Source organism: Teredinibacter waterburyi (genome assembly GCF_001922985.1).
Lineage (GTDB): Bacteria > Pseudomonadota > Gammaproteobacteria > Pseudomonadales > Cellvibrionaceae > Teredinibacter > Teredinibacter waterburyi.
The window spans coordinates 34,789-60,797 of the sequence record NZ_MRUH01000167.1 but is presented as its reverse complement, the minus strand read 5'-3'; the positions used below and the strand labels follow the sequence as shown (position 1 = coordinate 60,797).

Below are 26,009 nucleotides of genomic sequence, written 5' to 3'. Positions count from 1 at the left end.
TACAGAGGGCTGGTATGGCTGAAACCTCGGGCAATATCACAGCTGGTTACAAAGAGAAGTACCTGAACGCGTTAGATCAGCAAGAACGCTTGGAAAAGCAGCATGCTTTTCAGCTCGATTTGATGCGCAAAACCTTGATTCACGTAAGTGCCGCCGCGGCCGGTCTCGATAGCCATCTCGATGCCGCGCTGACAGTGCTCAAAGATAAGATGCGCGGTGCCAGTGGCGCCGAGGTTGTTTCGCAAATGGAGTTGGTACAAAAGGCTGTGGTCGAGTTTGAGCGCAACCGTTCGGCCGAATCGGCTGCGGCTGCCGCTAAGTTGCGCAGCGCTATCGACCAGTTTTTGGTGTTGCGCATGCCGGGCCGAGTGGAGAAGTCGCTCCGCCAGTTCAGCAAAGATATAAATAAGAAACTAACCGGCTATCGTGTTTACCCAGAGTTAATTGAAGAGTTGGTGCAATTGCAGCGCAGCGCGCTTCGCGCGGCAACGGCACCACCACAATCCTTGTGGCAACGCCTACGCGGTGGCGATCAACTGCTGAGCAAGTCCAGCTCGGGGGCGAACCCCTCACTACATTCAGGCCAGAGCGCTGTATCGGATTCAAAAGCGGGCGTTGTCAGTGCAAAGGGTGGCCAAGCGCTAACTGGCGAGCTGCTCGACGAAGGCACAGACGAGGGGCTTGTAAACCTCAGTAGTACTCGCTTGCGCCAGCTTGCTGAAGGCGTCGAACACGGTAGCTTGCTCGACGAAGATAGCTACCAGCAGGTTGCTGCACGGATTGAATTAACGCTACGCAATCTGATCGAAAAAATAGAGCCGAATGAGGTGGTAAAGCACAAGGTCGATATTGTTCGCCTGCGTATCGAGCGCGGCATGGATTGGTATGTTTTGGCGGTAACCTTGGAGGATATTCGAGATATCCTGATGCAGCGTTACCTTGAGGTCGATCGAGAATTTAGTAACTATCTCCAGCAGGTGAACGAAGAGCTTCATGCCATTGGTGAAGTTTTGGGTATCGCATTAGAGCGCGAGAGCGACCAACAGACAGCGGCGAGTGACTTTACCAATGCCGTAACTGATCATGTTAAGAGCATCCAATCTTCGATGGCCAAGTCGAACTCTTTGGATAACCTCAAGCAGGCCGTTACCAATCACCTTAGTGTGATTCAGGATGCGCTACTCGATTTTCAGCAGGCCCAACAAAAGCATGCCGAGCAGTCTTTAGCGATACAGCTGAAAGGGTTAGTGGGGCGGATTAAAAGCATTGAACAAGAATCTACAAAAACCAAAGCGCTGTTAGAAGCAGAGCGCCACAGAGCAACCCACGATACCCTAACCACGCTCGCCAATCGCGAAGCCTACAACGAGCGCGCTTTCCAAGAATTGAGTCGCTTTCAGCGCTATAGCCGGCCGCTTGCACTGGCGGTGTGCGATATTGATCACTTTAAAAAGATAAACGACAACTACGGTCATCAAGCCGGCGATAAGGTTTTGAAGCTTATTGCCAAGCTGATTTCTACACGCCTGCGTACGGTCGACTTTGTAGCGCGTTACGGCGGTGAAGAGTTCGTGATTTTGATGCCGGAAACCGATGCCCAGCAAGCATTGATCGTGTTGGAAAAAATCCGCAAGGCCATTGCTGAGGCGTCATTCAGGTTTCACGAAAACCCCGTACAGATTACGATTTCCTTTGGCATTGCCGCGTTTGTGCCGGAAGACACGGTTGAATCGGCCTTTGCGCGCGCCGATCGAGCGCTCTATCAGGCCAAGGATAATGGCCGTAATTGTTGCGTGGTAGCCGATAACAGCCATCCGCGTGCATAATAGAGACTCATGTATTTAGTTGTCTGCCCATGCCCAGCACCATCGTAAGCCTGTTGTTTTGCCCCATATCGCTGTTACCGGAAGCGCCTGACTTAGTCTTGGCCGAAGGCATTCTCGATACTCAAGAGCTGGCACGTTTAAAGCGATGCCGGGACTCGGTTGCCGTTAAGTTTTTATACACGCGCTGGATGGTAAAGACCGAACTTGGTCGACGCCTCGGTATTGCGCCCCGTCAAGTGAGCCTAGCTTACAGCGATAATGGCAAGCCCTATTGCCCCGACTTGCCCGAGCTACATTTTAGTATTTCTCACTGTAACAGTGCCCTTGGTGTGGTGTTCGCGCCGGTAAATGTCGGTATGGATATTGAGGAGATCAATCGCCGTCGCACCAGCTTAACGCCGCCTTGGGCCGATCCGAATGCCTATTTCGGCGAGGTAACGGCAGCGCAGGTGAATGCAGTGATCGGTGATAGCGAAAAAGCACGGGTGTTTACTCTGCTCTGGACCCTAGTGGAAAGCCAAGTGAAGTACTGCGATAGCAGTATTATGCGGGTAAGCAAGAGTTTGGAGTTAGAGTTAGATCGGTCGCAGCAACCGTGGAAGATTGGCGTTGAGCAGGCGCCGCAGCAAATTTTTCAATCTTTCACGGCAGTGTTGAATGGAACGTCGCGCGACAGAGTAGCGTTAACGGCGGAAGATCCAACGGTTATTGCTAAGGGGTCGGCAACCGAAATCATCAGTATTACCTTGCCAAATACGCGCGCAACGCCGTTTGAACTGAAGGCGTATCATTGGCTCAGCCCCGGTCAGGTAAGGCCTTTAGTATTAGAGAAGCTCGCGGATTCGCGTGAGTAATTCATCTTCATCAACAGGTTTGGTCACTAGCCCGGATACGCCGCAGGCTTCTATAGACTCGCGCTCACCCTGCACGGCATGAGCTGTGAGTGCGAGTATTGGAAGGTTTGCGAAACGAGGATTACTACGGATAACGCGGGTCGCCTCTTTGCCGTCCATACCGGGTAGCGAAATATCCATCAACACGATATTGAACGCCTCTCGTTCCAGCAATTCCAAACCCGACTCAGCCGTATCGGCGCAGGTAACACGGAAACCTTCGTCTTCAAGTATCCACGTGGCGAGCTGCTGATTGTCCGGGTTATCTTCAACGATCAATACTGAGATTTCGCTGTTGTCACTGGTCATTGCTAGTTGCTTTCCATGGTTGTTTTAGACGTATTTGGCGCGGGTGGCACAATAAGCATAGACCACTTCTGAAGCCTAGCGTAACTCCATTTTTAGCGAGTATAACCAGTACGCGTTACTGACAAATGTCATTCAAACCGATGACAATACACCCTGTTGCCCTAGATCAAAAACCTACACACTAAACCTGTTGATTAAGAGCATCGGCCTAGGGTTGAAAGTAATAGAATGGAAACACCTTCCCAGCTAGAGAGGACTTCGAGTGACCACAAAAACAAAATCCGATCTTTTGCAGCAATTAACCATCGACAAAAGCACGAGCGCCGAGTCGACGGGCATTTCTCAAATAGTTGTTGTGTTAATCACTGTCGTATTAACTGCCATAAGTGTCGCCTTGATGATGTGGTTTTTAGTACTGAATCGAGGTGCTAATAGCCAGGCCCCTAGCGACCCTGCAGCAACGGCCACGAAGCCGATCTCTGGCACCAAATATAACGTCGAAAAACCGAGAATAGATTCCACCGCGAGCGTGTCGTCTGAGCCGGATGGGCAGCCGGTTCTAAATGCCTCTGGTTATATCACCGCGCGAAGAATCTCTACCGTTGCCGCCGAAATTGCCGGTCGGATTACGACGATTGAAGTGGAAGAGGGAATGCTGGTGAGCGAAGGACAAGTTCTTGCAACGCTCGATCAAACCCTCGCTAAAGTGAATTGGCAGTTAGCAAAGGCTCAGCACCAATCACAGCTACAGCGTGTGGTAAGTATCGAAACCGATCTGCGCGAAGCGGCACGCGTATTGAAGAGGCTAGAACAGCTCGGTATAGACCAGTATTCCAGCGAAGCACAGCGCAGTCGCGCACAGGCGGATGCCGACAAACTCAAAGCGGCGTTAGCTAGTGCCAAGGCCGAACTTAAGGTCACCAGCTTAAATGTGGAACGGCAGGTAGAGCTGTTAGATAACCATATTATTCGCGCGCCGTTTGGGGGTGTTGTCACCTTTAAGAACGCACAGCCGGGTGAAATAGTATCGCCTGGGGGTTACAACAGCCCGGGCATTTGCACCATTGTTGATATGGATTCGCTCGAAATCGAAGTCGATGTGAATGAAGCCTACATCGGCCGTGTAAGTGAACAACAAAAAGTGGTTGCGAATCTCGACGCCTATCCAAATTGGGACATACCCGCGAGCGTCATCGCCATTATTCCAACTGCAGATCGCGCTAAAGCCACTGTACGTGTGCGCGTTTTCATCGATACCAAAGACGCGCGAATTTTGCCGGACATGGGCGTAAAAGTTGCGCTCTACTAACCCGAGAAACAATTGAGAGTCATCACCCATTACAAGGAATAAGGAACAACGCTATGACCGCAGAACGACTATTTGACCTGAAAAGCATTAGCAAAAGTTTTAGTAAAGGGAAAGAGAGCATCGCCATTTTCGAAGGCTTGAACATGGTGATAGACAAGGGCGACTTTGTTGCCATTATGGGGCCGTCGGGGTCTGGTAAAACCACCTTGCTAAATATGTTGGGTGGTGTGGATAAACCCACCAAAGGCGAAATTCTATACGCTGGTAAGGGCATCGAAAAATACAGCGAGGGCCAGCTCGCCAATTGGCGTGCAGCTCACATTGGTTTTATTTTTCAGTTTTATAATTTAATGCCGATGCTAACCGCCGCCAAAAATGTTGAATTGCCATTACTGCTGAAAAAAATGAGCAGTTCGCAGCGTAAAAAAAGTGTTGCCGCAGCACTGGAGTTGGTTGGCTTGGCCGATCGCGCTAAACACAAACCAGATGAACTTTCTGGCGGTCAGCAGCAGCGTGTGGCAATCGCGCGTGCAATTGTGTCAGACCCAGACCTGCTGTTGTGTGACGAGCCGACCGGTGATTTAGACCGCGCCACCGCAACAGAAATTTTAGAAACACTACAGCTACTGAATAAAGATTTTGGTAAAACTATTGTGATGGTGACCCACGATCCGGCCGCCGCGAAATACGCCAAGCGCTGTGTGCATCTAGATAAAGGCGAATTTGTCGAGAAGGAACTAGTGGCATGAGTGACTTCTATTTAATTCGAAAAAACCTCACCCGCAATAAACTAAGGTTAAGCCTTAATAGCTTTGCCATCTTTATTGCGTTCCTATTGTTTGGTGTACTTGCCTCACTACAGGCGGCTTTTGATGCCGGTGTAGAGCTGTCTTCAGAACAGCGCATGATAGTCACCAATAAAATTAATTTTACTCAGCCTATGCCGCTGGCCTACGTAAACAAAGTTCGTGCGGTTGAAGGTGTTGCTTCAGTTACCCATGCCAATTGGTTTGGCGCCTACTATCAAGATCCGCAAAAACCGTTGGTAGGTTTTGCCGTGGATGCGGAAAGCTATTTAGAGGTGTATGAAGAGTTTGTGCTAGCGCCAGAGCAACGCGAAGCTTGGTTCAATAATCGCATTGGTATTGTTGTAGGCGATCAAATGGCGAGAACACTTGGCTGGAAAGTGGGCGATAGACTGCCGGTTTCGTCAAGTATTTTTACCCAGAAAGATGGTTCCAGCGTTTGGGAAATGGAAGTGATGGGTATATTTACAGGTAACGATGAACAGTTTGATACCAATTACTTTTTACTCCATTACAAATATTTTATTGAGACGCAATCGTTTGGTGGTGACTGGATTGGTTGGATAACCATAAAAACAACAGACCCGGCCTTGAATGATGAGGTGTCTAAAACCATTGACGCACAGTTCGCAAATTCCCCAGCGGAAACCAAAACCACCTCCGAAAAACAGTTTAGTAAAGCGTTTGTCGAACAGTTTGGCAATATAGGTTTAATGATTACCTCAATTGTGGGTGCCGCATTTTTTACGATTCTATTTATTGTGGGCAACTCCATGGCACTGTCGGTACGCGAGCGAACCAACGAAATAGCGGTGTTAAAAACCATCGGCTTTCAAGCGCCACGCATTTTTAAAATGGTATTGAGTGAGTCGATTTTGCTGGCACTATTGGGCGGCTGTTTAGGTTTGTTTGTCGCTAATGTGCTGGTTAACGGCGCGGCACAGGCACCGCAGTTGCGATCTATGCTGCCGAATTTAGTTCTCACCGATATGGTGGCTTTCAAAGCGCTGGGTTTAATGTTGGTGTTGGGTTTGGTTACCGGTATTTTGCCCGCATGGCGAGCAATGAAATTAAATACCATTGACGCACTGAATAGGAGATAGGCCCGTGGGATCTTTAATGGCTCAAATAGTCGCGGTGGTTGCAATGAATATTCGCAGCTTACCGCAAAGAATATGGATGTCGATTGCCACCTTAGTTGCGGTTGGAATTGTGGTGGCGGTATTGCTCGCATTCTTGGCGTTATCAAACGGCTTCGAAAAAACCCTAAACACTTCTGGGAGTGACAAGATCGCGGTAATGCTGCGAGCCGGTTCGCAGGGCGAAATGAGTTCGGTGTTACTGCGTGACCAGTTAAATATTATGGAACTCGCACCTGGTATTAGTCGCGATGCGAATGGCCCTGTGGTATCGGCGGAACTTTACGTGATTGTCGATGGTACTAAACGCAGTACAAACACGCCGGTTAATTTACCCTTGCGCGGTTTAGAGCTGAGCGGTGTTGAACTCCGCGAAAATTTCTCGATTGTAGAAGGTCGTATGTTTGAGCCGGGTAGAAACGAGCTGGTGGTTGGCGAGGCGGTACAAACTGAATTTAGCGGCTTCGAACTCAATAAAAAAGTTCGATTAGGGCAAAGTGAGTGGACCGTTGTGGGAGTATTTAGTGCTGGTGGATCGGTATTTGGCAGCGAGCTTTGGGGCGATCTAAAAACCGTACAGAGCCAATTTAATCGCGGCAGTAGTGCACAGCTACTGCGTGCGAAATTGGCAACACCTGGCGATGTAAGTGAGATTCAAGCCTATATCGAAAACGAGCCGCAGTTAAATTTGGATGTAAAAACCGAGGTGGCGTACTACGCAGAGCAATCTAAAGGTATTACTAACGTTATCTTTTATTTGGGTTGGCCATTGGCAATTGCCATGGCCCTGGGTGCATTGGCAGGAGCCTTAAACACTATGTATAACTCAGTGGCACAACGATCTATGGAAATAGCAACATTGCGGGCGATTGGCTTTAGTGGCGTTTCTGCCTTTATCGGTACGCTAGTGGAGTCACTGGCCTTGGCGGCAATTGGTGGTGTGTTGGGTTCACTGGCCGCGTATTTATTTTTTGATGGGCTTACCACTTCGACCCTAAGTGGTAATTTCACGCAGGTGGTGTTCGATTTTAAACTCTCCGCGGACAGCTTTATCAGTGGCTTGAAGCTAGCCTTAATCGTTGGTTTTATAGGCGGATTCTTTCCAGCCTTAAGGGCCGCGCGACTACCGGTTGTTATCGCGTTTAAAAATGCAACCTAAGCATTTTCGCCTTAGCTATTGGTGAATGTCCTACAGACCAAAGTCGGTACACCCGACTTTGGTCTAATTGTTATCAACGGCCCACAAGCGCATTATCTCATCACCGGGATGGAGGGATGGAAACCCCAACCCATAGCACTAGGAAGGTGCGAGCATCGTATTGGTTAGCGGTGTGATTAGCTCAAGGATGATATTGCGCGGCACAACTATGAGTAACAAGGAACGTAAAAGGACGTAGCACTTGGCGTACGGATCACGCCGACGAAAAGGGAGTTTTCGAATATGAACCCATTATGGTGTTGTAAGGCGGCTTAGGCCGCCTTTTCTTTGTCTGAGATGTAACTGAAGATTAGCCGCCGTATTTAGCCGGAGTATATAGGCACAATAAGGCGCTACCACGCATAGCTTAAGCCGATATTCAATTCGCGGCGCGCCCCAGGGAAATAACGCTCCTCACCAAAGTTCACATCGGCGCGTTCTGCATAGCGTGTATCGAGCAAATTATTCACCCGCAGTTGTAGCTGTACAGGGCCCATTTCCAACCACTGTAAATTCACATTCCACAACTGGTGGCCGGGGTAGCTAAAGCTGTTTTCCGGGTCGAGAAAGTAACGGCTGACGTTGGTGTATTCGAGTTCACCTTTCAAGCCTGTATTAGGTTGCCACGCGATAACCGCTGCGCCCATTAGCTTGGGTGCAGTGTCGATGTCGTTACCTTCAATGTTGCTGTTATCACCTAAACCCAGAAGGTCGGGAGCATTACGATACTTGTGGCGTGCATAGCTGCCATTTAGCCGAACACTGAGCGCTGGGCCGAGCGATAAACCAAATTCCCACTCAACGCCTTGGTGGGAAGTTTTCGCGCCACTGAGGGTGACCCGTTCGCTATTCTGAAAAATGCCATTGTTGGCGACCATTGCATACAAGCTGATTTCATAAAAATAGCGCGAACCGCCACCCCGCAGGCCGGTTTCTATTGCGTCTAATTGAACCGATTCAAGCTGAGCCCTTGGCGCCTGCTGCAGACGATAAAGCTCGCTTGCTTGGGGAGCACGAAACCCGCGGGACAGCGAGTTAAACCAACTGTGTTTGGCGGTAAGTGAATACTGGGTGCCCAACCTGTAGCTGGCGTTCTGAAAGCTATCACGGCTATCGCCTAAGCGATAAAAGCGACAGTTTGTAACGTCCGGCGCGCAAATCGAGCTGGTGATGTGATCACTGTGATCATAGGCCATGTAATCCCAACGCAATCGCAGTTGCGTACTAAGTCGTGGTGACGCTTGCCAATCTAGGCCGCTGCTAAGCGCTGCGTTGTTGGCGTTAACGCTGTAATCGTAGTGACGGCCGACGGGGAAGGTCGCCGGCGAGAAAGGGGCCTCCTCTGTTTGAACCTCGGAAAGTGTTGCGTGGGTTTTTTCCAGCTCTGTGCCTAGCGAAACCTTAACCGTCTCGGTTAGTTGTACTCGGTGCGAAAACTGTAAGCCAAGGGATTGATGAGCATTATCTTCCTCGGGTTGCCAGGGTACGAAGTGCATCAAAAAAGACATCCGGTTGGCGCGCAGGTAGGGCGTAAGCTCCGTGACGGAATCGTCGTTGCGCCATTGCCAGCGGCTGTAGACGCGCATCGCACTAGCCTTGCGCCAAGCCTCTGGGTTGACGTTGCCGGCGCGTAAGGAATCGTCTTTATAGGCATCCGCGCCCATGATGTAGCCTGCTGTTTGCTGGTCTAAAGCGCTAACACTAATCCCATTAGTGACGCTGGCGTCGCCGAGCTGGACATTATTCTTGAGACTGAACTTTACTTGATCGTAACCGCTGGCGGCGCGAGCGCTATCACTGTGGGTAAGCGTGAGTTGCGCCCAATTGCGCGCTCCGTCAGTAGAGTTCGAAAAAGGAGAGCTCACGGTCAAGCGCGTAAATTCATTAGGGCCTAAGTCTAGCTTCGCCTTACCCTGTTCGGCGGTAAGAGGATCTGGTAGTTGAATATCAATAGAACCGTAGACGGCATTGCTGCCGCTCACCGCTGAATTTGGGCCGCGAAAAACCTCCAGCCGCTGCGCTGCTTCAAAATGGCTATCGAACAGCTGGTTGACGTTGCAAAACCCAGCGGCGCGCAGCGCGATACCATCTTCGCTCATCGCAAACGCGCCGCAGGCGCCAGCACCGGTAAACACCGGCGAGCGAATGGCCGTGAGGTGTTCTTGGCCATCACCACGGCTGACCCAAGTGCCGGGGCTCCATTGCAGCAGTTGTTGCAAATGTTCAGCGTTAACACTTTCAATTTGCTCAGCATCAATTAGGCTAACGCTGGTGGTAAGCGCAAGCCGTTTGCTTGGCGCTCTGTCAGCGGTCACAATCACCGTTTCTAAGGCTTCGGATTGCGACCTAGGCGTTTGTATCGATTCATCTGCCGACGCGAAAACGACCGAAGTTATTAGCGGGCTTGTGAGTATAGTGACGGAAATAATGGCTAGGGCAGTACGACTGGGCGTTAACACAATGATTAGCTTCCGAGCAAAACGAATTAAGTTAATGGTCTACTATACCTTGTTGCCTATCGCTATAAGGTTAAATGGCGAGCTACCTAACTGCCAGGGGAAGCGCTGAGTTCGTGTTAAGCTAACCGGCTTATTTTAGCCTGGTGGTAACGTGATCTCGGGCGAAAAGCTACAGCTTCTACAATCGCCAAGGTATAAAAGGTGAGTTGAACCCACAGGCCACTTCTAGCCTAGTAATATTTTAGAAACCGTTCTGTTGTAATCAAATACCGATCTTTGAGGATCTAAAATGCACTTTGATGTCATTGTTATCGGCGGCGGTGCCGCGGGTTTAATGTGTGCGGCTACCGCTGGTCAGCAGGGTAAACGCGTGGCACTGCTCGATCATGCCAATAAAATGGGTAAAAAAATTCTGATGTCTGGTGGTGGGCGCTGCAATTTTACCAATATGTATTTAGAGCCTAGCAACTACCTTTGTAGCAATCCGCATTTTTGTAAGTCGGCGTTAAGTCGCTACACGGAATGGGATTTTATCGAGTTGGTCAATCGCTATCAAATCAATTATCACGAAAAAACCTTAGGGCAACTCTTTTGCGACAACAAAGCCAACGATATTTTGCAGATGTTGTTTGCCGAATGTGACAAGGGCAAGGTTAAAAGAATTACAGATTGCACAATTTCCAGCGTAGCGCGGCGGGATGAAAGCGATCGAAATCAGGTGGACGCTGGCAATAAAAATGGCACTGACGCTGATGAAAATAGATTTAATCTAGAGACAAGCTGTGGAAAATTTTCCTGCGCATCACTGGTAATTGCCAGTGGCGGCCTATCTATTCCAACCATGGGTGCGAGTGGCTTTGGCTATCAAATAGCGGAACAGTTCGGTTTAAAACTATTGCCGAGGCGGGCATCATTAGTGCCTTTTACGCTTTCGGGGAAGTGGCTCGAAAAACTACAGCCGCTGGCGGGGGTAGCTATAGATTGCACGTTAAGTTGTGATTCGGCCGGCCGGAAAATCGCCTTTAACGAAGCCATGCTATTCACCCATCGCGGCTTAAGTGGCCCAGCGGTTTTACAAATATCTAATTACTGGCAGTTGGGTCAGCCTGTCGAATTCGATTTCTTGCCTAGCGACAATATCACGGCGCTAATTAACGAGTGGCGCGAGCAAGGCAATAAACAAGAGCTTAAAAACCTACTAGCGCAAAAGCTACCAAAACGTTTTGTCAGTATTTGGTTGAGCGAAGAAATAATGACCAAGCCCGTACAGCAGCTTAGCGTTGCGGATATCACCAAGCTAGAACAAGACTTTCATCACTGGAAAATAATTCCCTCCGGAACAGAAGGCTACCGCACCGCGGAAGTTACACTGGGCGGAATTCATACCGATGAAGTAAGTTCCAAAACCTTCGAAGCCAAAAAAGTACCCGGCCTATACTTTGTCGGCGAAGTGCTAGACGTTACCGGTTGGCTTGGCGGCTTTAACTTTCAGTGGGCATGGGCGAGCGGCTACTGTGCAGGGTTAAGTGTGTAAATCAAAATACGAATGAAGCTGAAATTACCGCTAGGTAATGCAGTTGGCAAGAAGACAAAAGATTAGATTACATTTGCAACACTAAAAGATTAACCCACAATAATAGTACACATATAAGTCCAAACCAAAATGCTAGCATGCGATGCACAACATTGTTGTAGGTTAAATGGATGTAGGCCTGCACACACCTAAGACCAACAAAGATCGAGCTGAGAATAATCGCCAACAGACTTTCTATATGAAGTGCGATATACAGAGTGGAAACCACGTAAAATAACATGGGCACTTCAAACATGTTATTCACACAACGCGTGGTTTTGGTGATAACTTCTGGAATCTTGTCGCCCTGCATAAGTCGATAGTATTTGATTGGCACCGATCCAGATTTTACACTGTTAAATCTACAGCTAACCGCTATAACAGCAACGATAGTTGTAAGTAAGATCATGGCAAACATTGGGTAAATCATAATGACACCTGTTATTAATTTTAGTCTTATCTCGGCCGTTTATCACACCGACCTGAAACTAATCCGAGTTTAAAAAAAAGCCGCCAATCAATGTTTGGCAGCTTAGTGTACTTACGAGATGTGTAATTCACTTTAAGCTAGGGAATACCGCTGAGTTGCACCGTCGATTGAAGCAGGTAAATTTTCCTATTTCTTTCTATGGGAAATATCTGGCGAACGTTTTCTACACGTAGTACCTCGTAACCGGGCATGGGTATCTTAGCAACTTTATAGGGCCGTGCTAAGGGCTGTTTGAATGCTAACATGGTTAAGCTTTGTGTTGGATTGAGTAGTAACTGTTCCAGGTTGTTATACTCTAGGCCGCCGTCAAGTTGATAGGCCGCTATGTTGAATTCCTCGCGCGCACTGTCAATCAGTTCGTATCTAACCCGAGACCAGCTGTAGAAGTCGTGTGCCAAGCATACACTTAAGATCAGCGAACACATAAAATAGGAAAGAATTGTTTTCGTATATCTATTGATTAAAACTTGATAGCTCGGGTTAAGAGCGGTAATCAGCACGATAAAAAGTAACGATGGGAAAACCACGTAGCGTACAAACCACGGGCCGTAGAAAATACCAAAGGGCGCATAAGAAATTACGGCACTTAAAAAAATAAAAACAAAAACACCGTTTATCTTATTTTTTGTCCCGGCGGAAATTAATAGAACTCGGTTCCATATTCCTTTAACTAGATCCACCATCAAGGTAGAGCCAGCGATAGCCGCGAGCAGGGTTAGCAGCCAGCGTAACATTCCCGGAGTGCCATACGCAGTGAACGGATCGATAAGCTTTGGTCCTAAGCCATGGGGGCTCATTACATTTCCAGCAGGGACAGGCTGGTGAATGGCTACGCTGTAGCCAAACAGCAGGGCGGTGCAAGCTATATAGGCGAAAAGCGTAGCGACATTATGCCGTGAATTGATAATTACTTGAGCAAATCTAATTGCCGCTATGGGAAGCAATAGCAAACCAAAATGCAGTACAAATTCTACTATCGCGTAAATCATAGGCTTAAAAACACCGAGTTTTAACGCGAGTAAATCAGCAAGTCTCTCGTGTAGGCCTGAGGTGCGAACGCTGTAGTCGGACGATAACGGAGCGATATGCTCCATTAGCGCAGGAAATTCAGCAACGAGGTAAAGGCAGCACCCAAATAGTATTCCTGAACGCAACAAAACTTTGGGTTTGATACCGTTGTTGTAAATATCAGCAAGTAAAAAACCAAGTGCGATGGCAATACCAATTTGACGAATTAAAATTGCCATTATCAGAAAAGAAAAGCCAAAAAGGTAGGGCAATACGGATGGGTTACGACTATAGACCGTCGTCGCTAGGCAGCAAGTCGCGAGCGTTGAGAAGGCCAAAAAAGGTGTGTCAGTCATAAACGTCGAAGACGACATTATCCAGACCGGAAAAGAGAGAAAGCCGCTCGCTATTACGAAGGCGACTTTTTTATCAATACCGCTAGCAATACAAATTTTATAGCAAGTATAGATAAATATACCGCCAAGAATTGCAGTTAAAATACGCAAACCGAAATAACTAAACCCGAATAACTCACTCCACAAATACCCCAGAAACACCTGGAAAATTAGTGTCATAGATTGCCAGTAGGTTAATCGTAATTCGTCGTTTTCAGAAAGCCATTTTACCGGCGTAGAAAAACCAAAGTCATCATTAACTGGGAACTCGCCGTAAGGCCAAATAATAATAAAGGACAAGGTCCATAAAAGTATCAAGATGAGCCAAGGTTTTTTGTGTGTGCGTGACGCCACTAGACTGTAGATGTTTCCCATAAGATTCAACGCCCCCTGTTGAAATCAGTATCTGATCAAAGTTGAAAACTACGTGCTTCCGAACCCCAAGTTCCATTAACAGGGTTTTAAGGAAGTACGTTTCCCCCTTGCTCACTAAGTAATGCAGCAAGGGATTTAAAGTATCAACTAAGCTCTACGGTTAAGATGTATACAATAGCTGGACGTCGAAAGCAAAAGAAAATTCAGTCGCTAACTAGTTTAATGAATAACGTGACAGGCGCACTAAAGCTGGGCGAAAAGTTTGTAAAAAATTTCGACCCAACATTCATTTGGCGCCTGATTAAGGTGCAACTTTATCGCTGCTGGGCGCAGGCGTGACAGTTTTTGTGGCAGGCGTTATCTCAAATTGAGAATAATATTCTTGATAGTTGGTGGCGTAGGGGCCGGGCGGTATGGCGGTACGATTGAGTAAAAATACTTCGCTGTTGGCTTGCCGTGTGAGTGGTAGGTAATTTGGTTTGGCGCGTTCCATTGCAGCTGAAATTGCTGCACTAATGAGATTGCCGAGGCCATTACCTGTGTCGGAATTTTGTGGGCTGTAGGTTAATTGTTTTCTCGCGCGCCAAAACTCGTGGCCGTCTTTACTTACAATTCTATAACTGAAATCCACAATCGTGGTGGTGGAAAGTAAAATATATTGTGAGGTCCATTCGTTAATGGTCACGTATAAAATGCAATCTGCACCAAACATCGCCGCTAAACTCTCTGGTGGCTGTGCGTGAATTTCAGCAGGCTCGTAAAAGCCCTCATGATCTAAAATCGTTTTGACCGTATTTATTGGGAATACATAGTAGCCTTTGTTACCGAGCACCATTGGCAGGGTAGTAAGTAAATAGGTAGGGGCTTCTACATCGACAGATTTATTGACTACGGGTACGACTAATATAGAGGCGGGACGCAATTGTTCAAATTCGGACATGCTGCGTGGCTGCTGAGTTGTTTCACAGCCATAAAAAAATACCGTCATACTGAAAATGAAACAGCGCAGAAAAATTCTAGAACTAAGTATTGCGATCATTTAGAGCCTACTTTCTTTTGCAAATTCTCAATCAAGGCATCCATCAGCTTCGTGCTTTCAGGCCAGGCGGCGCGTTCTAGTTGGTACATTTCGATGGCTTTTGCTAAGTCGCCTTGTTCCAAATAAAAAGTGCCGGCTTCTGCGAACATACCGGGAGCCAATTTTTGACCATTGATCGGAGGGTTGGCTACCATATTCAAATGGTCTGAAATGACTTTATCTTTGCGGCTGGGTTGGTGGTAATAATCAAACATATTTTTTTCGTAATTACCCCACTTGTACTGAGTGGTTGCGCCGCAACCGCTCAGCAAGAGTAAGCCAATAATTAAAAATACAATGCGATTATTTGCCATGGGTTACCTTAAGGACACGTGTTTCATTCGCACCCAAGGTTACGTCGTAGGTTTTAACTACCGTATCATTATGGATGATGTCGATTTTATGGCGACCGGAAATAATACGTAGTGCATTTTTGTCGGACATAAAATTAGCTAAGCTTCCGTAAGCTATACCATCGATATGAACACTATAGTTTTTTGGCGACGAGCCTAAATCTGCGGCGAAGGTCACGCGTGGTCTATCGTCTACCACTGTGGTGTTTTGCGTCGGCTTATTCACACAGGCGGTAACAAGTAATACGGCGATGGATAATAACGCTACTCGAATTGAAAATTTCATTATTTAGTCTCCCTAACTTCCAAGGTGCTGACGTCAATACCGGCGATAGAACCTTGTACCACCGAACCGAATGAACCTTCTTCCAATTCGTTATCGCCAAATAATCCCTCAATGTTAATGGCAGCGACTTTCTTGCCCGGCAGGGTAATAATGCCGCCAGTCGTTGTCGATTTAACCGCTTTACCTTTGGTGAACACATCAAAGGTCATACCGGTTTTAATGCCTTGGTGGCTGCCGCCGCTAATAAACACTTTGCCGTCTTGTACGGCTAACACATCGGCGGCCCAGGTTTTTTCCAGCATAATTTTATTGAGTTTTTCTACCGCAGCATTTACGGCGGCCCCGATGGCACGGTCATTAATGCTGCCGTCGTAGCCAGCAACCGAACCAAAACCCATGGTACGAGCGGTTTCGGTAGATGATGAACCGCTGCCTGTTACCGAAGAAAATACCCGTCCGGTTTTGGTTTCAACTAAACGTAAGTCTACGGTTGCAGTGGCTTCTTGTTTTTTAGAGGAGGATAAAAAGCCCGACTCGCCAGTGGTGTTGCGACCAAACTGTGTAAGCGAGCCAATAACTAGGGTATCTACGCCAATAAGGTTCACGCTTTGACCGCTGAGCTTGGCTTCATTGTTCAGCAAATCTAAATCGGGGCGTTCGAAGATTAAGTAGTTGCCGCTATTGGCAAGGGATTGCACAAACATGTCGGATACTTTTTCGCCCAACACATCGCTGCCACTAGAGCCGAGTAAACTTTTACCATAGCTGGTTTCGTTTGAAAGTCGACCAACGGCTATTTTTCGTTTAAGTGCTAGGGTCTGTGTGGCTTGTGATTCAAGTAGTTGCGCCTGTGCCTGACGCTGCTGGGTTTCGGAAACCGAAGGTTCAATGTCCTTAAGACGGGGTTCTTGGGAGGCACAGCCGAAAAGCAGTGCAACCGTTAAGCCGGTAATGGCGTATTTCATTGGAAATCTCCCTTGGGTATTTGTCATGCACTTTAGTAAGTAGAGTGTTGTTGATTAACGCAACACTTAGGCCTGTATCGTTATCGGTGATATTCAGTTGGTTTGGTCAGTTGCTAAGTTCATACGATAGTTGCGTTCAACATAGGTGACCTGTACCGAAAATTCTGTGTACCACTTGGCTTTACCGAGAGCTTGCGCCGCTTGATGCATTGGGTCTGCGTGCCAAGCACTAATATGCTCCAAACTTGGCCAATTGGAAATGGTAATTTCTTTACTGCCGTCGCAAACACTGTCTAAGGCGAGGCAACCGTAGTGGTTAAAGGCCAAATCACGCATCTTGGCTACGGTAGCGGAATATTCTTCGTCGAGGTGTTTGAGTGTAGCTGTAAAAATGACCGCATACATGGGGTGTTCGTTCCTTCTATTTATGGAGAAAAATGTAATATCACATTTGTATGGAATAAATTCCGTTCTGCCTCGTTAAGTTATTGAACCAACCAAAAACGAGGAAACAACCATGAATAAACCAACTTTACTTTTTACCGCATTAACCGCTTGTAGCCTACTCTCTATTGCTGTTTCGGCTGATGATTTCAGTCAAGCCCGTATCGGTGTCAATTCCAGTGCCGACGTACGGGGTAGCGCGCAAATTGAGCCTGAAAGTCAAGCGACATCAGCGGAGTTAGACGGCGATGCAAAGACGAACGCTTCTGCTGCAGCGGATGCGCCTTCTGTAGCGGTGTATGACGACAACCGCACTGAAACTGAGTCGGCAACGAGCGCGCCAAGTGATACGGCGAGTAGCTCAAGTCTTAGTTCAAACCTGAACTCCGAGGCAAGCTCTAACGCTAGTTCCAATGCTAGCTCGAGCTTCCGCCAGAGCGGTGAATCGCTCGCTAGCGACACGACGGCGGCTACTGCCGAGCTAACCGCAAAAGCGACTAACGCCACAGCCTCGATCACCGCAAATCTAAATCAAACCGCGAATGCAGGCATGCAGACGGCGGTGACGGTAAACGCAATGGCGGAACAAACGGCTACCGCCCTAGCAAATGAGCTAGTCGCAACACAAATACAAACCACCGAGATGACCAATGCTATCGATGCTGCGCTAACCCAAAGTATCAGTGGCGCAGTGGACGCGTCGATTTCCGGCCAAGTGCAACAAGCCACTCAGGCTGCTGTTAATGATCAAGTTAGCGCTACGGTAAATGAGCAAGTTAACAGTGCGGTGTCGGCGGCGGTTGAGGGCTCTATTGCGCAATCTCTTTCTGGTAGCCTATAAAATCTGGCGTCACCTTTAAGTGATCACCATAAAGTGTTCAATACTCGTATCCACTGTCTTGAATAACTTTAATCTTCAGTAATCTTTGTTTTTTGTAGTGACGGCCGCAGCTGGCGAGACTTACTCATAGTCCCGCCAGCTGCCCGCTTCAGCACGCGTATTTAAAGCGCAGCAACGAAAAACACGGTTCAGTTAATTTCAAAAAATGTTGAGGTTCTCATCATGGCCATTCGACCAATATACAGTTTAACGGATTGCGTAAAAGCCACCGCAACAAATGCGATAAGCAAGCGAGCGCAGGTAGTAATGCTTACGCTAGGCTTGGGGTTTAGCTTGCCTTTATACGCTGATACCGCTGCAGTTTCAGCGCAGGTAGGTGTGGGCACAGAATACGATAGCAATGTGAGCCTAGTGGAGTTAGATCGAAATACCCAGCAGGGCGACTGGGCGACAAAAACGAATTTAGGGCTGACCGCAGAGTGGCAGCCAAAAGAAAAATTAACCCTGCGTGGCGGCGTTTTTTACGACGGGAAAAAATACCAGCAATATGAAAGTTTTGATCTCGCCGTAGCGCGCGGTAATCTCGAATCCAGCTATAGGTTTTCGTGGTTAACCGCTGGTGCCAGCTACAACTATGCGGCGGCGTATCTTGATCGGCAGGATTTTCTCGCTTTATCGCAAACCAGTGTATTTGCCTCTAAGCTTTTCACGCAAAAATTTTACCTGCGCGCAGCGGCGACACAAAAACACAAAACCTTCGCGGAGCAAAGCCAACGCAATGCCGACACATGGGAGTGGAGCGGCGACTTCTATCGGTTTATGAATAGCGGCCAGCGTTTTATTACTGTGGGCTTTTCGCTAGAACAGGAAAGTGCTCGCGACCAAGCCTACAGCTTTGATGGTGTTAACCTACGCGCGCGCTGGTCAAATGATTTCAAGCTGTGGAACAAGTCTAGCCAAGTACAGCTGGGTTGGCGGTATCTCAAGCGCAACTATTCTGCCGCTAACGTTTCTGTTGGAAGTGACCCACAGGGCGAATCTCAACAAAGCGGCGTGGAACAGCTTGATGGCTTGCAGGATGAATATGGAGATGCGAACTCCGATGGGCAGGCGGCGCGAATAGCCAATCGTGCTGATACTCAACAGCATATTGAATTACAGTGGAGCGTGAAGTTAAACCGCTATATAAGTGTGGCGACCAAATTAAGCGCCAGCGATTACCAATCCAATTTAGCCGCAGCAGACTACCGTGAAACCCTAAGCTCCTTACAAATCAAAGCGGAGTTTTAATCTGCCGCCGCAGTAGGCCAGCACCAAAAACCGTGTCTGGCCCTACTTCTCCCAAATCTTCTGCGCTGGCGTTAAGTGCTTGCCATCCGCCCACTAGGTTTTGTTGCTTGCCGAATAGCTCACACGCTAAACGTGCCGTAACCACAGGCGCCGCTATCGAAGTGCCGGACTGGCGACCCTGCAATGAGGTGTTTTGGTTTGTTTGCACCCGTGCAGTTACCACCGAAACGCCAAGCGCAGAAAAATCCACATACTTACCCTGATTGGCCCAACGATAAATAGCACCATTGCTGTCGACCGCCGTTACCCCAATAACCTCATTATATGCTGCAGGGTATAAAGGTGGAGACGCTGGCCCCTCGTTACCGACGGCGGAAACCATGCCAATACCAAGCGCGTGAACTCTACCCACCGCTTGCGCCAGGAGCGAATTTGGCGGCCCCGCCAGCGACAAGTTAATAACCTGTACCCGCTCAGCTGCGAGCCAGTCCAAAGCCTTTATTAAACTCAAGGCCGTTGCGCCCTGAGCGTAATCCGAGCGGGCGTAAAATGCCGAGGCCGCAAATAACTGCGCTTTCGGTAACAGCGCGGTTATTCCGTTTGATGGCGCGTTATCGAGTTGGCCAACTAGCAAACCAGCCACCGCCGTACCGTGAGACATAGGTGCGCTTAAGTCCGCGGGAAGAAAGGATTTTGTAACGATGTGCGCATTGCTAAACGCGGGGTGTGAGGCCTGCAAAGCGGTATCGACCATGCCGACTTTGACCGGTAGTAAGCAGCTCGACCCAGCGTCGAGTAATTGAGCTTTGATTGGATGTAGCGGCAAGGCTTCGGTATTCGCGGACTGACTGCCGTAGCTATGGTTGCGATCAAATTGGTCGCCCAGTGTTGGCGGCAACAAAGCACTAAGCGCTGTGCGGTTATCCAATGATTGGGGCACCCGAATACGGACTACTTGCAAACCTAACCCCGCAAATCTCTGCTGGCTGAGAATTTCCACCGCGGTTTGCGCTAGGGTTTGCCGCAAGGTAATCAGTTGTGTGTCGCTCAGTGTTATCAGCCATTCCTGGGCTATCGCCCGCCAGCCGTCTTCCACTTCGACCTCGACAAGCTGTGTGTTCCCAAAGCTGTCTACAATGTTTAACACTTGGGGAAGTTTGGCTAGCGGGTTGCCAAGGGCGTTGGCGATAGGGTCTGTGGCTGCTAACTTGGCTGCCGCAATCGCTTTAGCTTTGGCAATATCCAGCGCGTCTTGGGTTGCGCCACTCAACTCGCCTAGATCGCGGCCGATGTCGTCAATTTCGCGAGCCATTTCTGTAATTGGATCGAGTAGGTTGGGGCTATTCACCAGCTGAGCTTGGGCACTGCCCGCGAACACTAAGCTGCTGGCGAGTAACGCCCAGTGCCCCGTGCGTTTATGTTTCATGATAGCTATCCTTTGCGCGCAATGGTGTCGCGCTAATATGCGGGGTATTTGAGGTTAGCTCGTAAATCAATACAAGAGCTACATAGCTAAAACGTGTCGCAACCATAAAAATTCCATGGATGGGGAATAAAACCCAAGCTGAGCCGTTAAAGGGATAACAGCCGAAACTTAACAGGAGAATCGAGCCGATGAAAGAAGCGCTCACCGAGCTACTGCCGTCGCTGCGACGCTTTGCATACTCGCTTACCGGTCAAATGGCAGACGCCGACGACCTGCTGCAGAGCACGGTAGAAAAACTACTCAGTAAGCCTGTACCCGCCGACGTGCCACTAGCTGCTTGGGCATTTCGTGTATGTCGCAACCTGTGGATCGACGATTACCGCGCGCGCAAGGTACGCCTTAGCGCTGCGCAATCGCCGGAACTCACCGACTATCAAATTGTAGATGGCACTCGCGCTATGGAGCAAAAAGTCGCGCTAGAGCAGGTAAACCAAGCGATGGACAAGTTGCCCGACGATCATCGCTCGATTCTCGCGCTGGTGTGTTTACAGGGCCTATCGTACAAAGCTGTGGCCGAAGTGTTAGAAATTCCAACGGGTACTGTTATGAGTCGTCTCGCTCGGGCCCGTATCGCATTGGCAGAAAGCCTCAAACCCCAAAACCTCAACCCCGCGAGGACGCCGCTATGAAGATTACCGATGAAACCTTGTCCGCTTTTCTTGATGCACAACTCACTGACCGAGAGATGGACCAAGTGCGTGACCGTATCGCTAGCGACGAGCGCTTGGCAAACCGGCTTGCGGAACTTGCCGAGAACGACGCCTTGGTGCGCGCCACCTACAGCGCGATAGACCAACAGCCGCTACCTAACAGCATCACAGATCTGTTGAGCGAGAAGGCTCCCGCTGACAATGTTGTGCAGCTTTCTGTTTGGCAGCGCCTGCGCAGCTCGACACAAAAAAATCTCGCGGTAGCAGCCAGTATTACCTTTGCACTTGGCTTTGCGATAAGTCACTTTTCTCATAGCCCGAAAACTGATAGCCCGAAAACTGATAGCCCTACGGCTGATAGTTGGGTGCAAGTGGTACAAGCGTTAAACGATACTCCCAGCGGCAAAGCTGTGAATTTAGTGGGGTTTGGCGAGCTAACGCCGCGCGTATCCTTTACCGACGCCGAGGGGGACTTGTGCCGTCAGTTCACTACGCGCACGGATTCAGAAACGACTCAAGCATTGGCGTGTATCAACAATGGCAAGTGGCAAAAGCTCGCGGCCTTTACCACTGCGGCAACTGGTGCGGGCAATTACCAGCCTGCCACGGTGAATAACCCGATTAACGATTTAGTCGACCAGCTGGCGAAAGGCCCGTTCTTAAATGCAGAACAAGAAGCGCAGGCGATTGAAAACAACTGGCAGAAATAAGGACCTGTACACCTACAGATCTAGATTCGGCAACCCAAACAGACAACGAGGTAAACAATGAAACGCATATGGATAAAGCCCCCTGCATTACTAACTTTTTCGTTGCTGACGTTTTCTTTTCTGACCTTAACTGGTTGTGCCAGTAACAGCGGTTACCAAAAAGCTGCCGGCTATGGGTATGGATATTCCGAAACGGTGATAAGTGACAACCGCTATCGTGTGGATTACAAAGCACGCAATAAGACCAACAGCACGGTCAGACATTATGCACTGCGCCGAGCGGCTGAGCTGACCTTGGAAAAAGGTTACGATTGGTTTGTTGTGGTAGATCGCGATTTACAGCTAGAGCAATCTAACAACACGATACAAACCAGCATGTCCAAAATGAGCGAGCGAGAAAGTGCAACGAAGCGCTGTGGCCTATTGGGTTGTACTACCGAACCTTACCCTGCCAGTAGCTATGGCATGGGCTTGCATACCGACACTGGAGATCGAGCGACTAAAGCGATAGCCAGTCTAGAAATACGTTTGGGAAAAGGTGTGCGCCCCGAAAATGTCGAGAGCTACGATGCGCGTGAAGTGAGGGATAACTTGTCTAGACAGTAAAAAAACTAGCGGGAAAGAAGCGGAAAGGCGGGATAATTTCACCAAGGAACACCGCCGAAGTGTGTTGTGGCCGTAAGTCCAGCCTTTGCGCCATGCTCGAGTGCCAATTCAATATTGCGGTGTTGAAAGTAACTTAAGCTAAATGCGGCTTGAAATGCATCCCCACAGCCGGTGGTATCAATAACTTTTTTCGTGGCAATGGCATCTTGGTAAAACGCTTTGCCATGAAAAAACGCCACGCTGCCATTTGCCCCAAGGGTTAATACGAGCAGGCTATCGACTGCCAAGGAAAGCTGCGACAGGCTTTCAATCATAGACGAATCGCCACCAACATAAGCTATGTCGACCCTACTTAGGGTTTGCGCCAATACAGCTATATCCGGTAGGTGCAGGTAATCAACGCAAAGAAAATTCTCGTGTTTACGTTTTAAGGTTTCGAAAAAGTTTGGGCAACTGGCATGGCTAGACCAAATGTGAAAATCGCGAATATAGCGCCAACTACTTTCAGGAATAGAATAACCTTCATACACACCGCCATCCCAAGCGCCGTCTTCGCCGTACCTTTCGCCTTCTGCGTCATTTATCAAACGATTAGACGCGGATTGTCCGCCACATATCGCCAGCTGGCTTAAGTCGACGTTATTACGGGATAAAAGCTCGCGAAGTTGAACGCCGTGAGCATCATCGCCGAGTGCGCCAATGAAAGCGCTATGTGTGTTTAGCTGGGCAAATCGAATCGCTTGGTTTAACGCGTTCCCACCAGCAAAATATTGATCTTGCTGCGGGAAGTAATCCATAGCTGCAACACTAAAGCTAGCGACTTTCGTGGGGTTTGTTTGCATAAGGAGGTTACCTTGGTTAAGTCGAAAATAATCAAGTCGAGAATTAGCTAAGTCGGTACTATTGGACTTAAACCCTACTTGTGTTTTCGTCCAAGGCATTGCGCGTTTTCGAACGACTAAACAATAGAAGCGCAAAACACATTTCAATAATACCACCACAAAATGCACCCGAAATAACCGGAGCACTAAGGAAGACCAAGCCTAGCGCAGATGCAACTAAGAGCGCACTTAGCAACCAGAATATCCGCATGCCGTATAGTGTATTAAAGGTAAGATACCGACCCGCAATTACCAGCAGCATAGCAGGGAAAAATAACTCGATCTTGTAGAACGATGCGAGCACTGCGATGGGAATAGACAGCAGCATCCATATTGTTCCCTCAATGGCAAGTGACGCAAGAGGGTTGTCGGCTTGGTGTTTCCCCGTTCTACCAAACGCCTTACACAATAAAACAGACAGCGGGAATATTAAGGTTCCGGCAAAAATGAGCGTTAACATTCCGGCCGTTGAACTGACAAGCATCGCCGCTAGACCAGCTGCAATCCATATCAATCCAGAAGAGAAAACGCCTGGAAATCCATCGTAGTAGGCACGGCGCATATCGGCTTGGGCATCGACTATTGTGATCATTCAAATTCCTTAGATTGTCGCGAATGGATAAAGCTAGTGCATTGCCGTGTTTATAAGAGGGGTAATCTGACGGTGGTGTTCATATCTAAATTAAATCCTGCGAATTTTTTAGTTGCAAGGAATAATGTTTTCTCACAATAAAACGCAACAAATTTTTAGCGCAATGATTAATAGAGCCTATTAACAATAGCTTTTATGCCGTTGGTAAAATGCTGAGTAGCACTGCCGCCGCTTGTAAGCACAACAAATTCCAAATTCTTGTCCGGTACTATCGTCATCTCGGTTCGATAACCATCCCATAAGCCTGCGTGGCCATAGCTCGTTTCGGTCAGCATAAAGCCGTAACCGTAGCCGCCACCAAATAGCTCGGTGCGCGGGTAGGTCATGTTAGCGAGTGTAATATTAGAAATAAGTAGGTTTTCGCGCAGGGCTCTAAAAAAATGAATAAAGTCATCGCTTGAGCTTACCTGCGCCATGTTGCCGGTCAGGTAGGTATTGATGCCATACTGACTGCTACTGGTTGCGAAGTTTAGGGCATCGCCTAGGCGCATTGGTTGGTGTTTTTCGGTAATGTAGCTGTCGCCCATGCCAGCGGGCTGAAAAAGATATAGTCGCATGTAATCGCTAAAGCTGTAGCCGGTTACCCGCTCGATGATTAAGGCTAAAAAATTATAACCGCTATTGCTGTAGCTGGTTTGGCTTCCCGGTGTAAATTTTAATGCCGGGTTGCTGATAAAATATTCCAAAGCCCCAGCATTAGTTAAATCTTCTAAGCGCGACCTAGACCATATGTCGTTTAATAAATCGTATATACCAGAGGTATGAATCAACAGCATCTTTAAGGTGATGGGCTGCCAACTGTCATCTAACTCAGGCAAGTAAATCAATATAGAATCGTTTAGATGTATTTCACCTTGCTCAACCAATTGCATTATGGCGATTGCGGTAAAGGGTTTACTCACGGATGCCAACCGAAACCCGGTGTGGCGGTTGACGCTAATACTGGCGGCGTTGTCAGCGAAGCCGATGTTGTTGTGGTATGCCACTTCACCATCTTTAACAACCAGCAGGCTAACGCCGGCATTGGCAGGTGTTTCATGTTCAGCGATATAGCGGTTTATTTCATTGGTTAGGCGTGCGGATAATTCAGATGTTGGTGTTCCGCTTGGGGATGATGTAGGAATACCGGTAGGTGTAATTGTTGGAGTAACAGAGCCTGCACCATTTTGACTGCCGCCGTTACAGGCGGCGAGAGCAAGTGTAAATATAAGTGCAAGCACAGGTGCGAATAAAGGTCGTAACCGATAGCTGAAGGTGCGATGGTTACTCCTGCTGTTGCAACCAGTCATATTTATTCGCCCTTGTGAGTGTGCCCGTAGCTTAATAATGCGGCTAAGTTAAGGCGTTCGAGCCGATAAATCAGAACCCATGTAGGTCAGCTTTCCATTGCTGCCGGTTGGCCATTGTCTATTGAATATAGTTCACAACGTCACGGCTGCTATTGGTCAAACAAAAACACAGCGACTAGGGCGATAAGCGCGGGCAGCCCCTGAAAGATAAGCAGAGACTTATTAACCTTATAACCGCCATACACACCGGCAACCAAAACACACACTAAAAAATAGATTTGAATTTGGAATCCCACAAGGTTATTGGGGTGAACTAGCCCCCAAAATAGACCAACGGCGAGAAAACCATTATATAATCCCTGATTAGCGGCAAGTGTTTTCGACTCCCGAGCCTTTTCTAGGCTCATGCCAAACGTTTTGAGCCCTGCGGGTTTAGTCCAGAGAAACATTTCGAGATAAAGGAAGTATAGATGTTCAATGGCAACGAGGGCCACGAGGCCTATTGCGATCCACTCCATAGTATTTTCTCCATAGATATCTAGTGATATTAAGCGTTAGCTACTTTACCTTGTAAATAATTACCAAACAATCGAGTGAGATAGTACCAACAGCCGTCACAATAATGGAATTTGCGCCGCACAGTGACTATGCTGTAGTGAAATCGGCCTTGGTAGACAAACGCTTTTTCTCCGATGTTG

26 protein-coding genes are annotated in these 26,009 nt (G+C 48.3%); 12 read left to right on the top strand and 14 right to left on the bottom strand.

The window, feature by feature from the left end:
* Window positions 1-14 precede the first annotated feature (14 nt).
* Together IDZ20_RS13710 and IDZ20_RS13705 are read left to right on the top strand one after the other, a co-directional pair.
* On the top strand, window positions 15-1,826 hold the full coding sequence (locus IDZ20_RS13710; RefSeq protein WP_188152006.1) for a GGDEF domain-containing protein: 1,812 nt from the start codon (window positions 15-17) through the stop codon (window positions 1,824-1,826).
* 29 nt (window positions 1,827-1,855) lie between these two features.
* The gene (locus tag IDZ20_RS13705; protein ID WP_188152005.1) at window positions 1,856-2,680 is read left to right on the top strand and encodes a 4'-phosphopantetheinyl transferase family protein; all 825 of its coding nucleotides are present in this window, start codon (window positions 1,856-1,858) and stop codon (window positions 2,678-2,680) included.
* Here IDZ20_RS13705 and IDZ20_RS13700 read toward each other — a convergent pair.
* Window positions 2,651-3,028, bottom strand: coding sequence for a response regulator (locus tag IDZ20_RS13700; RefSeq protein WP_188152004.1), 378 nt, complete (start codon window positions 3,026-3,028; stop codon window positions 2,651-2,653). The two genes, IDZ20_RS13705 and IDZ20_RS13700, sit on opposite strands and share 30 nt — an antisense overlap.
* A 262-nt stretch (window positions 3,029-3,290) precedes the next feature.
* On the opposite strand from IDZ20_RS13700, the gene IDZ20_RS13695 reads away from it, so the two are divergent.
* From IDZ20_RS13695 to IDZ20_RS13680, 4 genes are read left to right on the top strand one after another with little or no spacing between them, the layout of a single operon-like run.
* Window positions 3,291-4,337: an efflux RND transporter periplasmic adaptor subunit gene (locus IDZ20_RS13695; RefSeq protein ID WP_245792332.1), complete on the top strand. Its 1,047-nt coding sequence runs from the start codon at window positions 3,291-3,293 to the stop codon at window positions 4,335-4,337.
* A 53-nt stretch (window positions 4,338-4,390) separates the two neighbouring features.
* The gene (locus IDZ20_RS13690; protein WP_188152003.1) at window positions 4,391-5,086 is read left to right on the top strand and encodes an ABC transporter ATP-binding protein; all 696 of its coding nucleotides are present in this window, start codon (window positions 4,391-4,393) and stop codon (window positions 5,084-5,086) included.
* Complete coding sequence (locus tag IDZ20_RS13685) at window positions 5,083-6,246, top strand: ABC transporter permease (protein WP_188152002.1); 1,164 nt, start codon at window positions 5,083-5,085, stop codon at window positions 6,244-6,246. The genes IDZ20_RS13690 and IDZ20_RS13685 overlap by 4 nt, the downstream gene beginning before the upstream one ends.
* Window positions 6,247-6,262: 16 nt before the next feature.
* Complete coding sequence (locus IDZ20_RS13680) at window positions 6,263-7,441, top strand: ABC transporter permease (RefSeq protein ID WP_188152001.1); 1,179 nt, start codon at window positions 6,263-6,265, stop codon at window positions 7,439-7,441.
* A 392-nt stretch (window positions 7,442-7,833) separates the two neighbouring features.
* Here the strand turns inward: IDZ20_RS13680 and IDZ20_RS13675 are convergent, their stop codons facing one another.
* On the bottom strand, window positions 7,834-9,939 hold the full coding sequence (locus IDZ20_RS13675) for a TonB-dependent receptor (RefSeq protein ID WP_188152000.1): 2,106 nt from the start codon (window positions 9,937-9,939) through the stop codon (window positions 7,834-7,836).
* 289 nt (window positions 9,940-10,228) lie between these two features.
* Between IDZ20_RS13675 and IDZ20_RS13670 the strand changes: the two genes are divergently transcribed.
* Window positions 10,229-11,473: a BaiN/RdsA family NAD(P)/FAD-dependent oxidoreductase gene (locus tag IDZ20_RS13670; RefSeq protein WP_188151999.1), complete on the top strand. Its 1,245-nt coding sequence runs from the start codon at window positions 10,229-10,231 to the stop codon at window positions 11,471-11,473.
* Between the two features lie 67 nt (window positions 11,474-11,540).
* On the opposite strand, the gene IDZ20_RS13665 is transcribed toward IDZ20_RS13670, so the two are convergent.
* The 7 genes from IDZ20_RS13665 to IDZ20_RS13635 form a co-directional block, all read right to left on the bottom strand.
* Window positions 11,541-11,942, bottom strand: a complete 402-nt coding sequence (locus tag IDZ20_RS13665) for an MAPEG family protein (protein WP_188151998.1) — start codon at window positions 11,940-11,942, stop codon at window positions 11,541-11,543.
* Window positions 11,943-12,079: 137 nt separating this feature from the next.
* Window positions 12,080-13,780, bottom strand: a complete 1,701-nt coding sequence (locus IDZ20_RS13660; protein WP_188151997.1) for an ArnT family glycosyltransferase — start codon at window positions 13,778-13,780, stop codon at window positions 12,080-12,082.
* Window positions 13,781-14,081: 301 nt separating this feature from the next.
* Complete coding sequence (locus tag IDZ20_RS13655; RefSeq protein WP_245792331.1) at window positions 14,082-14,720, bottom strand: DUF799 domain-containing protein; 639 nt, start codon at window positions 14,718-14,720, stop codon at window positions 14,082-14,084.
* A gap of 95 nt (window positions 14,721-14,815) precedes the next feature.
* On the bottom strand, window positions 14,816-15,172 hold the full coding sequence (locus IDZ20_RS13650) for a DUF4810 domain-containing protein (RefSeq protein ID WP_188151996.1): 357 nt from the start codon (window positions 15,170-15,172) through the stop codon (window positions 14,816-14,818).
* Window positions 15,162-15,497 carry a hypothetical protein gene (locus IDZ20_RS13645; RefSeq protein WP_188151995.1) on the bottom strand — a complete coding sequence of 112 codons (336 nt, stop codon included), beginning with the start codon at window positions 15,495-15,497 and terminating at the stop codon, window positions 15,162-15,164. Before IDZ20_RS13645 ends, IDZ20_RS13650 begins: the two co-directional genes overlap by 11 nt.
* Window positions 15,497-16,462, bottom strand: coding sequence for a CsgG/HfaB family protein (locus IDZ20_RS13640; protein ID WP_188151994.1), 966 nt, complete (start codon window positions 16,460-16,462; stop codon window positions 15,497-15,499). The genes IDZ20_RS13645 and IDZ20_RS13640 overlap by 1 nt, the downstream gene beginning before the upstream one ends.
* A gap of 93 nt (window positions 16,463-16,555) precedes the next feature.
* On the bottom strand, window positions 16,556-16,867 hold the full coding sequence (locus IDZ20_RS13635) for an antibiotic biosynthesis monooxygenase family protein (protein ID WP_188151993.1): 312 nt from the start codon (window positions 16,865-16,867) through the stop codon (window positions 16,556-16,558).
* A gap of 112 nt (window positions 16,868-16,979) precedes the next feature.
* Here IDZ20_RS13635 and IDZ20_RS13630 point away from each other — a divergent pair, with 112 nt between their 5' ends.
* Both IDZ20_RS13630 and IDZ20_RS13625 read left to right on the top strand, forming a co-directional pair.
* Window positions 16,980-17,747 carry a hypothetical protein gene (locus tag IDZ20_RS13630; protein WP_188151992.1) on the top strand — a complete coding sequence of 256 codons (768 nt, stop codon included), beginning with the start codon at window positions 16,980-16,982 and terminating at the stop codon, window positions 17,745-17,747.
* Between the two features lie 222 nt (window positions 17,748-17,969).
* The gene (locus IDZ20_RS13625) at window positions 17,970-19,037 is read left to right on the top strand and encodes an LPS-assembly protein LptD (RefSeq protein WP_188151991.1); all 1,068 of its coding nucleotides are present in this window, start codon (window positions 17,970-17,972) and stop codon (window positions 19,035-19,037) included.
* Here the strand turns inward: IDZ20_RS13625 and IDZ20_RS13620 are convergent.
* Complete coding sequence (locus IDZ20_RS13620) at window positions 19,021-20,463, bottom strand: S8 family serine peptidase (RefSeq protein WP_188151990.1); 1,443 nt, start codon at window positions 20,461-20,463, stop codon at window positions 19,021-19,023. The two genes, IDZ20_RS13625 and IDZ20_RS13620, sit on opposite strands and share 17 nt — an antisense overlap.
* Window positions 20,464-20,651: 188 nt before the next feature.
* On the opposite strand from IDZ20_RS13620, the gene IDZ20_RS13615 reads away from it, so the two are divergent.
* The 3 genes from IDZ20_RS13615 to IDZ20_RS13605 are packed head-to-tail and all read left to right on the top strand — an operon-like array spanning window position 20,652 to window position 22,489.
* Window positions 20,652-21,152 carry an RNA polymerase sigma factor gene (locus tag IDZ20_RS13615; RefSeq protein ID WP_188151989.1) on the top strand — a complete coding sequence of 167 codons (501 nt, stop codon included), beginning with the start codon at window positions 20,652-20,654 and terminating at the stop codon, window positions 21,150-21,152.
* On the top strand, window positions 21,149-21,883 hold the full coding sequence (locus tag IDZ20_RS13610; RefSeq protein ID WP_188151988.1) for an anti-sigma factor family protein: 735 nt from the start codon (window positions 21,149-21,151) through the stop codon (window positions 21,881-21,883). The genes IDZ20_RS13615 and IDZ20_RS13610 overlap by 4 nt, the downstream gene beginning before the upstream one ends.
* Window positions 21,884-21,940: 57 nt before the next feature.
* Entirely contained in the window at window positions 21,941-22,489 is a 549-nt protein-coding gene (locus IDZ20_RS13605; RefSeq protein WP_188151987.1) for a CC0125/CC1285 family lipoprotein, read from the top strand.
* Between the two features lie 38 nt (window positions 22,490-22,527).
* Here IDZ20_RS13605 and IDZ20_RS13600 read toward each other — a convergent pair whose 3' ends face one another.
* The 4 genes from IDZ20_RS13600 to IDZ20_RS13585 form a co-directional block, all read right to left on the bottom strand.
* The gene (locus IDZ20_RS13600; protein ID WP_188151986.1) at window positions 22,528-23,331 is read right to left on the bottom strand and encodes a carbohydrate kinase family protein; all 804 of its coding nucleotides are present in this window, start codon (window positions 23,329-23,331) and stop codon (window positions 22,528-22,530) included.
* 67 nt (window positions 23,332-23,398) lie between these two features.
* On the bottom strand, window positions 23,399-23,962 hold the full coding sequence (locus tag IDZ20_RS13595; RefSeq protein WP_188151985.1) for a DUF7010 family protein: 564 nt from the start codon (window positions 23,960-23,962) through the stop codon (window positions 23,399-23,401).
* Window positions 23,963-24,129: 167 nt separating this feature from the next.
* Window positions 24,130-25,311 (bottom strand): serine hydrolase domain-containing protein, encoded by a 1,182-nt coding sequence (locus IDZ20_RS13590; protein WP_188151984.1) that lies wholly within the window; start codon window positions 25,309-25,311, stop codon window positions 24,130-24,132.
* Between the two features lie 149 nt (window positions 25,312-25,460).
* Entirely contained in the window at window positions 25,461-25,829 is a 369-nt protein-coding gene (locus IDZ20_RS13585; protein WP_188151983.1) for a DUF1304 domain-containing protein, read from the bottom strand.
* Window positions 25,830-26,009 lie beyond the last annotated feature (180 nt).